This is a genomic window from Streptomyces sp. NBC_01717 (assembly GCF_036248255.1).
Classification (GTDB): Bacteria; Actinomycetota; Actinomycetes; order Streptomycetales; family Streptomycetaceae; genus Streptomyces.
In genome coordinates this window covers 1397829-1409824 of record NZ_CP109178.1, presented here as the reverse complement: position 1 = coordinate 1409824, position 11996 = coordinate 1397829, and the positions used below count along the sequence as shown (strand labels likewise).

Genomic DNA, 11996 nt, shown 5'->3' with positions numbered 1-11996 from the left:
TTCCTGGCCCTCGTCAGCATCGCCAGCGCCCTCATCTGCTACCGCCGCTGCACCAACTGGGCCGATCTTCTGGTGGTTTGCCGCGGACCAGCCCGGTCGGATAGGAAGCTTGCATGCTAAAGGGCAGCAAGGTCGGGCTGAGGGCCCGGCACGAGGACGACATCCCGGTCCTGCGGGCCGAACTCTACGACGACGTGGTCAACGGCTCGCGGGCCGAAGGCCGGCCGTGGCGGCCGATCACGCCAGGTTCGAAGGACTCGCGGCTCGTCGTGGACGACAAGGAGCAGGGGCTCGTCCCGTTCTCCGTGGTGGAGCTGGACGGCGGCACGCTGGTCGGTACCGCGACGCTGTGGGGCATCGACAATCACAACCGGTCCGCGCACATCGGGCTGGGGCTGCTGCCGTCCTCGCGCGGCAAGGGCTACGGCACCGACGTGGTCGCGGTGCTGTGCCACTACGGTTTCGTCGTGCGCGGCCTGCAGCGGCTGCAGATTGAGACGTTGTCGGACAACGCCGCGATGCTGCGTTCCGCCGAGCACAACGGGTTCGTCCGCGAGGGCGTGCTGCGCTCCTCGGCCTGGGTGCTGGGCGAGTTCCTGGACCAGATGCTGCTCGGGCTCCTCGTCCAGGACTGGAAGCCGGACTCGAAGGGCTAGCTGCCGTCCGACGGTCAAGGGCAGGTCGTGGAGCCGACATGGACGGCCGAGGGCCAGGACGGCGACGTTGTCCCGCGTGTGCCGTGTGTCCTGTTCGCCGACCGACAAGCGACCACCGGAACGGCAGCCGCCGCTGTCCCCATCGGCAAACAGCGCCGGTCGGTAGGCATGACGGACGTGGCCCGCGCCTCGGCCGGCATGAACCAGCTTGTGGAAGCCGATGACCGTCAGGGCGGCCAAACGTCCCTGGTGACTACAGCTCTCAAAGGCCGCACCGAGGTGCTGGAACTCCAGCAGCGCAACGCCAGTGAGCGTGTGCGCCTTGCCCTGTACGCACTCGCAGCCGAGTACGCCACCATCGCGGCCTACTCCTGCATCGACCAGCGCGAGCTGTTCTCGCCCCAGTCGCCCGCCTCACGGACTGGTACGTGGCGCGCAGCAGGGCCATGTTCTTCTCGGTGGTGGTCATCTCGCATGCTTCTCGGGGGATCGTCCCGCGTGCTCGGTGATTGCTTCGGGCCGGGTGCCACTCAGTAGAAGCCTTGACGTCGCGGCCAGGTCGAACCGTCCCAGACTCCCCCTGCCGCCCCACCGTGGTTGCGCCGTGAAAGGCCAGCCGCCGTTCAAGGGCACCCTTGACCTTGCCGCAACGTCAGGGTTTGTACTGGGCTCATGCGAATCGGCGAAATCGCCGCCCTCGTCGGGGTCACCCCGCGGGCCGTGCGGCACTACCACCATCTCGGGCTGTTGCCCGAGCCCGTACGGCGCAGTAACGGCTATCGCGAGTACGGCATCCGGGAAGCTGTCCTGCTCGCCCGGATCCGGCGGCTGACCGAGCTCGGGCTTGGGCTCGACGACGTGCGGGACGTCCTAGCCGATGACAAGGCGCGGGAGCTGGTGGAGGTGCTGGAGGAGCTGGACGAAGACCTCGGACGGCAGGAGGCGGTCATCCGGGAGCGGCGGGCACGGCTCGCCCCGCTGCTGGCCGAGGTGCGGGCCGGGCGGTTCGCCGCCGAGGGGCCGGTGTCGCCGGAGTTCGCCCGGCTGCTGGTGGGGCTGGGCGAGGTGCCGGACTCCCCGACCGCCGTGCAGGACCGGGAGCACCTTGCCTTCCTCGACGCCCTGGTACCCGAGGAGGAGCGGGGCTCGCTGATGACGGCGCTGTACGGGATGAGGGAGCACGCGGGGGAGGTGTACGGCCTGCTGGACGCCCTCGCGGACGAGGAGCCGGACGACCCGCGGGTGGCCCGTGCCGCGGCAGCGCTGGCGGCCCTACTTCCCGACGACCTGGCGGTGCATTTCCCTGACAACGACGCCGGCGGTCTGGCGGACGGCATCTTCGCGGACCTGGCGCCGGCCCAGTCGGCGGCCGTCCGCCGGGCGATGGAACTCGTGACGGAACGACAGGAAGGACCATCATGACGACTCCGGAGAGTGGCGAGGCCCTGCCCCAGCCGGTCGCCTCCGTCCGGGGGCCGGCCTTGCGGAAGCTGCGCAGCATCGCGTTGGCCACCCAGCTCGTGCTGGCCGTCTGTCTGATCAGCGGAATGTCGATATCCGGCACCGTCCTGCTCGGCGGCAAGCTGCTCCTGCTGGTGCTGCTCGGCGCCGAGGCGCACGTCTGGTTGCGGCTGCGGCGGCGCGGGCTGTCCCGGCGGGAGGCGCTCGCGCAGCTCGTGCCCGAGCCCGTGCTGCGTTTCGTCAAACACGAGCTGCGGATCATGGCGAGCCTGGTCCGGTGGGCAGCCCGCCGCCGGCACGGCGTCAACGGCGCCGACGCGGTCTTCTCACACGGCCGCGACCAGGCCATCATGATCTACGGCCTCGCGTTCGCCTGCGTCGTCGAGACCGTCGCCCTGTCGTACCTGCTTGCGAACTGGCCCGTCGTCCACACTGTCTTTCTGGTGGTCGACGTCTACACCGTCCTGTTCGTCCTCGGCCTTCACGCGGCCTCCGTCACCCGGCCACACGTCCTCGCCGACGGTACCCTGCGCGTCAGGCAGGCAGCCCACATCGACGTCTATGTGCCCCTCCACCAGATCGCCTCCATCCGACGCGAGGCACGGTTCACCCACGAGAAGAAGGACGACGAGCTGAACCTGCCCATCGGCTCACAGACCTCCATCACCCTCGCACTGACCGAACCGGTCAGCGCGCCGAAGTTCCTCGGCGCGCCCCGCCTCGTCAAGGTGATCAGGCTGCACGCGGACGACCCGAAGGCCCTCCACGACGCCGTCACACGGGCACAAACCGCACCCACACCCGTCCCGGGTCCGCCTGCATCGGTCTGACACGCAGAGGCCTGGACGCCACCTCTCATGGCACAGGCTGTCCTCCGCAGGCTGGAGAATCTTCTGCTGCTCCAGCCATTTGAAGACCTCAGTCCTCTTGTACAAGACCTTGGCGTTCCGGCCTCGGCCGAGTTTGCATCCCTTCAGGCACAACTTCCTAGCCTCCGCGGGTCCGATCCGTGTGCCGCGGGAGGGTCCGCCGGATCCCACCGCCAAGTGCCGGCGCGCGGACAACAGGAATGGTCCAGCGAATCACCGGTTTCCCCAGCCGGTCATCTGCTGCTGTGTTCCCGCCGCCCGAGATTCGTGCTCGCCCGTGCCGTCTCGTAAAAGACTGGTGGAGCAGGGGGCGACTCGAGCGGGGATGTGGCCTTGCTCCGTGCTCGCCTGCCCTCCGCCCTCCGCCCTCCGCCCTCCGCCCTCCGCCCTCGGGCCGGAGCCGGGGTGCGGTGGGGGATGGCGCGGGGTGGCCCAGAGGAAGGGTCGGACGGTGGTTCCGTAGGCTGGCGTCGTCGTTGCGGCGGGACGGGCGCACGTTGTCCGTGGATGACCTCCAACCTGCCTGATGGCGCGTCAGAAAAGTCAGCAATTGGTCAGCATCGATCCTCAAAAACTTGGTGAAAGCTGACCGAACATGCGACTCGTTGTAAGGTAGGGAAACTGCCCTTGACCTGCATAAACGCAGGCAGGGAGCCTAGATTCAGGAGTGCCTCGATGATGCGTACGATGTTCAAGTCGAAGATCCACCGGGCCACCGTGACCCAGGCCGATCTGCACTACGTCGGCTCTGTCACTGTCGATGCCGAGCTGATGGAAGCGGCCGATCTGCTGCCCGGGGAGCTCGTGCACATCGTCGACATCGACAACGGTGCCCGGCTGGAGACGTACGTCATCGAGGGCGAGCGCGGCTCCGGTGTCATCGGCATCAACGGCGCAGCCGCCCACCTCGTGCACCCCGGCGATCTGGTCATCCTGATCAGCTACGCCCAGGTCGACGACGCCGAGGCCCGCGCTCTGACCCCGCGCATCGTCCATGTCGACGCCGGCAACCGGATCGTCGAGCTCGGAGCCGACGCCTCGGCGCCCGTGCCCGGCACCGCCACCGAACGCAGCCCGTACGCCGTTCCCGCGGCCAACTGACCGTCCTGTTCACGAGGGAGACCCCGCCATGGCTGAGAACACCGCGCTCGAATTCTTCGACGACCGTGAGAAGGGCAACCTGCTGGCACGGGTGGACGGCCGGACCGCCGGAGTCATCGCGTACTTCGTGATGGACGGCACGCCCGCCGCTCTCGTCGCCGTGCACACCGTCGTCGAACCGGAGCACCAGGGCAAGGGCTTCGCCGGAGCCCTGGTCCAGGAGTTCTACGCCATGGCGGACCGCGAGGGTGTGCCCGTCGTCCCGCTCTGCTCGTATGCCGCGAAGTGGGCTCTGGGCCACCCCGACCAGGCTCCGGTGGCCCCGGCCGAGCTGGTGGAGCGGGCGGAGCAGCAGCTCAGGTCCCACCCCGAGCTGTAGCCATCCGATCCCGTCCCGTCCGAACAGGATCCGAGCCCTCGCCGATGACACTTGCGCTCCTGCACACCTCCCCGGTCCACGTCCCGGTCTTCGAGGCGCTCCGCGACGCCGACCACCCCGGTCTCGCCCTGAGGCATCTCGTGCACGAGGACCTGCTCGCCCGTGCCCGGGACTCAGGTCCGGACGCGGTGCGGAGTGACGTCGAGGCGCTGCTCGTGGGAGCGGTCGCCGAGGGTGCGACCGCGGTGCTATGCACCTGTTCGACGATCGGCGGGGTCGCCGAGTCCGCCGCGGAGTCGCTCGGCGTACCCGTCCTGCGCGTCGACCGCCCGATGGCGGCCGCCGCCGTCGCACGGGACCGGGTGGTGGTCCTCGCGGCGATCGACGACACCCTGCCGCCGACGCTCGCCCTGCTCGCCGAGGAGGCCGGCGATCGGTGCGTGGACATCCGCACGGTGCTGGTGGCCGGCGCATGGGCGCGGTTCGAGGCCGGTGACCGTGACGGCTACCTCGAGCTGGTGGCGGCGGCCGCCGACCGGGTGACGGACGCCGATGTGATCGTGCTGGCCCAGGCGTCCATGGCCGATGCCGCCACCCGCACAGCCACCGCTATTCCGGTCCTCTCCAGCCCCCGACCCGGGCTCTCCGCCGCGGCCGCCGCGGCGGGCTGAACCGCCGTACGGGTTCTCGTCCGACGGTACGGAACTCGTACGTATGGACTCGGCAGGCGAGGGCAGCCGCTCCAGGAGACGGTGGACTCGAGATCCGCCCGAACCCTCGGAGGCCCGAGATGACCAACCCGTATCCCGACCCCGTACCACCCGCGCCGACCCCCGGTCCCATGCCGGGACCGCCGTCGCCGCTGCCCGAGCCGGCGCCCGCGCCGCCCGTCCCCGGCCCTGTGCCGCCCGGTCCGTCGCCGGACCCGATTCCGCAGCCGCCGCGGCCCGAACCCGAGCCGGTGCCGGAACCGGAGCCGTCGCCCCAGCCGCCCGGATGACGGGGCCGGTCCGTACCGCCGCGACCTGCTACCGGTCGCGCAGCGTTCCGAGCCCGAGGAGCGAATCGGCGTGGCCGGCGCCGCTCTCCTCGGCGATCGAGTCCAGCGACTGCGCATCACGCACCGGCGCGAAGCGCACCGTGTCTCCGTCCGAGCTGTCGTCCCCGCCGTCGCCGACCGTGCTGAAGCCGTACACGGCGGGGCGCGGCAGACTGTTGTACGACCACGGTGTGGAGAAGTAGTACGCGCCCGTGTCGTACAGCACCACGAAGTCGCCCTCCCGCAGCTCCGGCAGCTCCCGGGCGTGTGCGACGACGTCGCCGGCGAAGCAGCACGGCCCCGCGATGTCCTGTACCAGCGGCGGACCGTGCTTGGGCCGCCCCTCGCCGTCGAACGCCCCCGCCCGCAGGGGCCAGGCGGCAGGCATGAAGACGGTACGGGTGGCGATCTGCGCCCCCGCGTGGGTCAGCGCGATACGGCGGCCCCCAGCGTCCTTCGTGTACTCGACGAGTGCCCCGATGAACCCGTTCTTGGCGAGCAGCGACCGGCCGAACTCGGTGACCAGCCCGTAGCGACCGTCGAAAAGACCCGGTACCGCCGCCCGCAGCGCCGCCGCATAGGCGGCGAAGGTGGGCCGGACGGAGTCGTCGTCGAAGTTGACGGGAAGGCCGCCGCCGATGTCGATGCTGGTGACCTGCCGGGTGCCGAGCGTCTCGTTGATCTCCTCGGCGAGCTGGTACATCTCCGCGACACCGGCCGCGATCAGCTCCAGCGAGCAGCCCTGGGAACCGACATGGGCATGCAGCCGGGTCAGCCAGGGGTGCTCGGCGAAGGCCTGTACGACACGCTCGCGCGCGCCGGGATCGAGCAGCGCCACGCCGAACTTGGAGGTCGCCGTGGCGGTGCTCATCGCCCCGATGGAGCCGCTGCCCACCTGCGGGTTGACGCGCATCCCGATGACGGAGGCCGAGCTGCTGGGCCGCAGCGAGGCGATCCGGCGCACCTCGTCGAGGCTGTCGGCGTTGAGCGCCACTCCGAGCGCGAGCGCCTGACGGATCTCGTCACGTGTCTTGGCGGGGGAGTCGAGCACGATGTCCGAGGGCGCGAAACCGGCGTCGAGGGCGAGCCTCAGCTCACCCGGGCTGGCGACCTCGCACCCCATGCCGCAGTCGGCGAGCAGCCGCAGTACGGGGACCAGGGAGGCGGCCTTGGCGGCGAACGTGTGCAGCACGCCGGGGGTCCCGGCGAACGCGTCCTTGAGGGCGGTGACCGAGCCGCGCACCCCGTCGGTGTCGATGAACCCGGCGACGGGCCGGGACTCGCCCAGCAGCCCGGCGCCGACGGCGTGGCGGACCGCCGCGGCGACACGCGCGGAGGACGGAGGGCCGGGAGCGGGCGAGGTGAGAGGCATGTGGCGAGAGTCGGTGATGGGAGCCCCACAGGTGTCTGTCGGACGGGACAGGATCGGTTCGGTCCTTGGCCGTGGGGCCAACGGTTGTAGCAATACAGGACAAATCTATCCGCTGAGGTGGGCGGCGGGAGTGATGAGCGGCCGGGTGTCGGGATGGTCGAGATCGCCGCGAACCGCTCCTGGGCACGGCGCAGCCGGTACCGCGGGGTCACGAAGTCGGCGGGCGCACCGGAGCCGGGCCCAGCGTCGTGCTGCCGGGTGCCGCCCGGTGGCCGAGGCCGGTCCGGTACGCGTCCATCGCGGCCTCGGTACGGCCGGTCCGCCGCAGCAGATCACCGAGAAGCCGGCAGATGTCCGCGAGGTCACCGGCGGCGCCCGCCCGCTCCAGCAGGCCGAGCGCGGTGACGTAATGCTCCTCGGCGCGGTCGAGGTCGCTCCGCTCCTCGGCGATCAGGCCGAGCAGCCGGTGCACGCCGCCCGCATGGACCGAGCCCCGGTCCGCCTGCAGTTCGCCGAGCAGCCGCAGCAGCAGGGCCTCCGCTTCCTGCCGCTTGCCGAGCCGGCGTAGGACATCTGCGAGTTCCACCTCGACCTGTGCCGTGTAGAGCGTCGCCCGCTTCGACGCCAGCATGTCGCGAGCGGCCCGCAGTTCGCTCTCGGCGCCGGACAGATCGCCGTCCTGCGCATGGACGTAGCCGCGCATCCAGTGGCAGTGCGCCATCTCCGTACGGATCTGCAGCTGTTGGTAGATCTCGGCTGCTCTGGCGAGTGAGGCGTCGGCCTCCTGTGTGCGGCCGGCCGCGATGAGCGTACGGGCGACGCCCCGGTGCAGCCCGGCGACCAGCTCCGGGTCGGACACCTGGGGAGCCAGGGCCAGGGCCAGTTCGCCGGCCTGCGCGGCACGGGCGTGGGCACCCATGTCCATGTAGGGGGCGATCGCGGCCGTGTACAGCAGCAGGAGCGCACCGGGGTCCTGCAGACCCGAGGCGTTCAGTTCGTCGATCGCGCTCTCCAGCAGATAGCAGGCGTACCGGAGTTCGCCCGCCAGGAGGTGCGCGACGGCCCGCCCGCGGACGGCCGGGGCGCGCTGCGGGAGCGGGGCGTTCGCAAGCAGCTTTTCCGCGGCCTCGAACCGCTCGCGGGCCACCGGCAGCTCGCCCGTCTCGAGCGCGCACTGCCCGAGCCCCAGCAGAGCCGTGGCGCGTTCGCCGTCGAGGCCGAGCTGTTCCGCCTCGGCGAGCAGCCTGGTGTAGGCGGCCACGGCGTCCTCGGCGGCGCCGGTGGCCAGGGTCCGCTGGGCTTCGACAAGTTTCAGTCGCAGGTCGGTGGCGAGATGGGCGGGACGTCCCGTCTCCAGCTCCTCGTACGTCACCCCCAGACGCTCCGCGAGATGACGTATGGCAGCCTCCGAGGGGCGGACCCGGCCGGCCTCCAGGGTGGAGATGTACGCCGCGGTGTAGGCGGGTTCGGCCAGTTGACGCTGGGTGAGGCCGCGCTCCGTACGCAGCCGGTGCACGCGTCGTCCGACGGCGCCGGGGTCGTCGGACGGCCCGCGCCGGGCCCCTTGTCCGCCTCCGTCGCGCGGCTTCTGCCCGGTGTCCGTCCCTGCGGTGTGCTTCGCGGCCACTGAGTCGCCCTCCTGCCTCTCACATCTCACCCTGCGCCCGGTGAGGGGTAGTTGCTCGGTGATGAACACCAACCATGCGCCGTACGGGCCTTGTTCCGTGTCCGACGCACCTCTAGGTTAAGCCTCACGCTAAGTCGATTTAACTCACAAGTTAATCAACGGTCGCGCCGACTCGCGTCCGCCCGAAGTCCGAGGCTCTCAAGGAGTTCTACATGCGCATACGCCCAGGCACGCGCCGAACGGCAGGATCGGTGGCGGGACTCGCCCTCGCCGGCCTGCTGGCAGCGACCGTCGCCGGCACCGCCCCCGCGGCGGCCGCCCCGACCGGGGCCGACGGTGGGGGAAGCCATCGGGTCGAGTACTTCCCGCAGCCCGGCGGTGCCGGGAGGACCGTTGAGGTCCCGGCCACCGCGCCCGCGCGCACCGGCCGGAGCTCCGGGGCGTCCCTGAGCGCCGCCGAGGCCACTGTGGACGGAACGGTCGGCGAGCAGGCCGTGACCGGCTCGACCGACGACCGGCTCGACGTCGTGATCATCGGGGACGGCTACACGGCCGACCAGCAGGACGACTTCCACGCGGACGCCTCCGCCAAGTGGGCCGACATCACCGCCATCGAGCCGTACCGGAGCTATCAGAACCTGTTCAACGTCTGGACCGTCGACGCCGTCTCCAACGAGTCCGGCATCAGCGGCGATCCGGGCGCCGACGTCGTCAGGGACACAGCGCTTTCCAGCTACTTCTGGTGCGCGGACACCGAGCGTCTCGTCTGCACAGACATCGACAAGGTGGCGTCCTACGCGGCCGAGGCGCCCGCCGCCGACCTCGTCGTCGTCATCGCCAACTCCACCAAGTACGGCGGTGCCGGCTACTCCGGTCTGCAGGCCGAGGGTTACCCGTTCAACGGCGTCTCCACCCTCTCCTCCGACCACCCGTCGTCGAGCATGATCGCCGCCCACGAGATCGGCCACTCGGTGGGTCTGCTGGAGGACGAGTACACGTACCCCTCGTACGGCACCTGGACGGGCGGCGAGACGGACGGCCCCAACTCCACCACGTACAACCCGGCGCAGCTCATCGAGAAGCGGGCCAAGTGGTACCGCTGGCTGGGGCAGAGCGACCCGACGGGTTCCACGGTCGGCACGTACGAGGGCAGCGCCTACTACCCGTACGGCCTCTACCGGCCGACCTCGACCTCGATCATGCGTGAGCTGTCCAGCACCGACTTCAACCTGCCCGGGCGCGAGGCGATGATCGCCGGCTTCTACCGCGCGGGCAACGCGCTCAGCACCACCCTCGACACGAACACCGCGATCAAGCACGGCAAGCGGATCCAGGTCAGCCTGGCTGTGGGTACCACCGGCCTCGCCCGGACGGATCTGCGCTGGTACGTCGACGGGGTCGAGAAGGTCCGCGCCCGGGGCCGTACCGCCGTCACCCCCGCCTCGCTCGGCGTCCGTGCCGACGGTCGCAGTCACAAGGTGACGGCCGAGGCCGTGGACCGTACGGAGGCCATCCGGGACCCCGCCGTCCGCGCTCTGGCCACCGACACCCTCACCTGGAGCGTCCGGGCCACCGGCCACCGGAGGTGACGGGGCTGTTCCGGGCCCTCCCGCCTCAGGCGACGATCGGGATCACGGCCTCCGGCGTCAGCATCCGGAACGTGAACGACTGGTGGAAGTAGAGCCGGATGTGGGTCGCGTCGTGGTCCTGATAGCCGATGGACAGATCCTGGCCCAGCCGGAGTTCGAAGTCGCCGCCACGGGTGGACAGCAGCACCCCGCCCTTGACGGCGGGCGCCCACAGGATCTGGTCGTCCAGCAGTCGCGCGAGATGCGTGGCCACCGGATAGCCGTGGTCGGACGTCTCCGTCGCCTCGGTGAACGCGTCGGCGCCGAGCAGCAGCCGGTACGGCCCGTCGACACCGGCCAGCCGCAGCTGGGTCAGTGCCTGGCTCACGGTGGTCGGGTAGTCGCGGGCATCGGCCGGCAGCGGCAGCGCGGGGTGCGAGGAGCCGTCCCGAAGGCCGGTGATCCCGGCGGCGGCGTACCCGTCGATGATGGCCATGTCCTCTGCGAACGCACAGGTCCGGGCGGCATCCTTGACGGGCTGCCAGTCGCTGTCGTCGGAGCCGCGCTCGACATCGTCCACGGCCGCCCGGGTCACCGTGAACGGCACCCACCACTCGATGACCGGCTTCGAGGTACGGGCCCGGGCGATCACGTCCGGTGTCGGCGGATCGATGTCACTCAGATGCCCGTCACCGACCGCCGCCAGCGTGGGCCCCTCCGGGTCCGTCACATCGACGACGCGGCGGCCCGCAAGATGGCGGGTGAAGGTGCGACGGGCTTCATCCTCGATCTGGTCCCAGGCGGCTTCCGTGACGGGGGCGAGTTCGCGGTGGAGGTTGTTCATCACTGGGCGCTTTCTTGCAGGCTGCCGATGTGCAGCGAACCGTCGCCCGCCCCCGTCGGAGCCGGGGCCTGGGCCACCGGCGCGGACGCCGGCTGCGGCAGGGACTCGGTCCCGGACAGGACGGGAGACGGCGGCGGGGCGTCGAAGAAGTCGGCGCAGGGGGCGTAGAAGAGCGTGCCGGTGACCGCGGTCGAGAAGTCGAGAATGCGGTCGTACGTACCGGGCGGACTGCCGAGGAACATGTTGCGGAGCATCTGTTCGGTCACGTCCGGGTCGGCGGCGTAACCGATGAAGTACGTGCCGAACTCGCCCTGCTCGAAGCTGCCGAACGGCATATTGGCGCGCAGGATCTCCCGCTCCGACCCGTCCGGCGCGGTCAGGGTGTTCAGCGCGACATGGGAGTTGGCGGGCTTGACGGCATCGGACATCTCGACGTCGTCGGCCTTGGTGCGGCCGATGACCCGCTCCTGCTCCTCCGTACTCAGCGAGTTCCAGCCGGCCAGGTCGTGGAGATACTTCTGCACGATGACGTAGCTGCCGCCGGCGAAGTCCGGGTCGGCGGAGCCCACGAGAGCAGCTGCCCGCGCATCGGCACCCACCGGGTTCTCCGTCCCGTCGACGAAGCCGAGCAGATCCCGGTGGTCGAAATAGCGGAACCCCTGGGTCTCGTCGACGATCTTCACGGCCCCGCCGAGTCTGCCGGTCAGCCGGGCGGCCCACTCGAAGCACGCGTCCATCCGCTCGCCCCGGATGTGGAACAGCAGATCGCCGGGGGTGGCGGGAGCGTGGTGGCGGGCGCCGTGCAGCTCCTGGAACGGATGGAGTCCGGCCGGCCTCGGCCCCGCGAACAGCCGGTCCCAGGCGTCCGAGCCGAACCCGGTCACACAGGCCAGTTCGACGCCCGGGTACCGGAAGTCGATGGACCGGGAGAACGCCCCGAGGTCCGGGAGCACATCGCGTACGGCGGACTCACCACCGGGCTCGATCGTGGCGACCAGGATCAGGGCGGCGGTGGTCAGCGGCGAGACGACGGGCTGGGCGGCGGCCTGGTCCGGGACGGCGTCGGGCATGCGGCGGCTC

At 70.6% G+C, this 11996-nt stretch carries 12 protein-coding genes; 8 read left to right on the top strand and 4 right to left on the bottom strand.

Going from position 1 to position 11996, the window contains the following annotated elements:
* Positions 1-113: 113 nt before the first annotated feature.
* The 7 genes from OHB49_RS06580 (at position 114) to OHB49_RS06550 (ending at position 5137) form a co-directional block, all read left to right on the top strand.
* Positions 114-656 (top strand): GNAT family N-acetyltransferase, encoded by a 543-nt coding sequence (locus OHB49_RS06580; RefSeq protein WP_329158664.1) that lies wholly within the window; start codon positions 114-116, stop codon positions 654-656.
* Positions 657-683: 27 nt separating this feature from the next.
* Entirely contained in the window at positions 684-1193 is a 510-nt protein-coding gene (locus OHB49_RS06575) for a hypothetical protein (protein ID WP_329158662.1), read from the top strand.
* Positions 1194-1328: 135 nt separating this feature from the next.
* Entirely contained in the window at positions 1329-2078 is a 750-nt protein-coding gene (locus OHB49_RS06570; protein ID WP_329158660.1) for a MerR family transcriptional regulator, read from the top strand.
* Positions 2075-2947, top strand: coding sequence for a hypothetical protein (locus tag OHB49_RS06565; RefSeq protein ID WP_329158658.1), 873 nt, complete (start codon positions 2075-2077; stop codon positions 2945-2947). Before OHB49_RS06570 ends, OHB49_RS06565 begins: the two co-directional genes overlap by 4 nt.
* A gap of 714 nt (positions 2948-3661) precedes the next feature.
* Positions 3662-4087: an aspartate 1-decarboxylase gene (panD, locus tag OHB49_RS06560; protein ID WP_030973639.1), complete on the top strand. Its 426-nt coding sequence runs from the start codon at positions 3662-3664 to the stop codon at positions 4085-4087.
* Between the two features lie 28 nt (positions 4088-4115).
* Positions 4116-4466, top strand: a complete 351-nt coding sequence (locus OHB49_RS06555) for a GNAT family N-acetyltransferase (RefSeq protein WP_329158655.1) — start codon at positions 4116-4118, stop codon at positions 4464-4466.
* Between the two features lie 44 nt (positions 4467-4510).
* Entirely contained in the window at positions 4511-5137 is a 627-nt protein-coding gene (locus OHB49_RS06550) for an aspartate/glutamate racemase family protein (RefSeq protein WP_329158653.1), read from the top strand.
* A gap of 357 nt (positions 5138-5494) precedes the next feature.
* On the opposite strand, the gene OHB49_RS06545 is transcribed toward OHB49_RS06550, so the two are convergent.
* Entirely contained in the window at positions 5495-6877 is a 1383-nt protein-coding gene (locus OHB49_RS06545; protein ID WP_329158652.1) for a diaminopimelate decarboxylase, read from the bottom strand.
* A 208-nt stretch (positions 6878-7085) separates the two neighbouring features.
* Positions 7086-8393 carry a helix-turn-helix domain-containing protein gene (locus tag OHB49_RS06540; RefSeq protein WP_329166383.1) on the bottom strand — a complete coding sequence of 436 codons (1308 nt, stop codon included), beginning with the start codon at positions 8391-8393 and terminating at the stop codon, positions 7086-7088.
* 323 nt (positions 8394-8716) lie between these two features.
* Between OHB49_RS06540 and OHB49_RS06535 the strand changes: the two genes are divergently transcribed.
* Positions 8717-10093, top strand: a complete 1377-nt coding sequence (locus OHB49_RS06535) for a M64 family metallopeptidase (RefSeq protein WP_329158650.1) — start codon at positions 8717-8719, stop codon at positions 10091-10093.
* Positions 10094-10118: 25 nt separating this feature from the next.
* Here OHB49_RS06535 and OHB49_RS06530 read toward each other — a convergent pair whose 3' ends face one another.
* A complete protein-coding gene (locus OHB49_RS06530; RefSeq protein WP_329158649.1) occupies positions 10119-10916 on the bottom strand; it encodes a family 1 encapsulin nanocompartment shell protein in 798 nt (265 codons plus the stop codon).
* Entirely contained in the window at positions 10916-11986 is a 1071-nt protein-coding gene (locus OHB49_RS06525; protein WP_329158648.1) for a Dyp-type peroxidase, read from the bottom strand. Before OHB49_RS06525 ends, OHB49_RS06530 begins: the two co-directional genes overlap by 1 nt.
* Between the last annotated feature and the right edge of the window lie 10 nt (positions 11987-11996).

Bases quoted from the DNA above. Each gene is read 5' to 3' on its own strand.
- OHB49_RS06535 (WP_329158650.1), top strand. From the start codon at position 8,717: ATGCGCATACGCCCAGGCACGCGCCGAACGGCAGGATCGGTGGCGGGA.
- OHB49_RS06550 (WP_329158653.1), top strand. From the start codon at position 4,511: ATGACACTTGCGCTCCTGCACACCTCCCCGGTCCACGTCCCGGTCTTC.
- OHB49_RS06530 (WP_329158649.1), bottom strand. From the start codon at position 10,916: ATGAACAACCTCCACCGCGAACTCGCCCCCGTCACGGAAGCCGCCTGG.
- OHB49_RS06565 (WP_329158658.1), top strand. From the start codon at position 2,075: ATGACGACTCCGGAGAGTGGCGAGGCCCTGCCCCAGCCGGTCGCCTCC.
- OHB49_RS06525 (WP_329158648.1), bottom strand. From the start codon at position 11,986: ATGCCCGACGCCGTCCCGGACCAGGCCGCCGCCCAGCCCGTCGTCTCG.
- OHB49_RS06555 (WP_329158655.1), top strand. From the start codon at position 4,116: ATGGCTGAGAACACCGCGCTCGAATTCTTCGACGACCGTGAGAAGGGC.
- panD (WP_030973639.1), top strand. From the start codon at position 3,662: ATGATGCGTACGATGTTCAAGTCGAAGATCCACCGGGCCACCGTGACC.
- OHB49_RS06580 (WP_329158664.1), top strand. From the start codon at position 114: ATGCTAAAGGGCAGCAAGGTCGGGCTGAGGGCCCGGCACGAGGACGAC.
- OHB49_RS06545 (WP_329158652.1), bottom strand. From the start codon at position 6,877: ATGCCTCTCACCTCGCCCGCTCCCGGCCCTCCGTCCTCCGCGCGTGTC.
- OHB49_RS06570 (WP_329158660.1), top strand. From the start codon at position 1,329: ATGCGAATCGGCGAAATCGCCGCCCTCGTCGGGGTCACCCCGCGGGCC.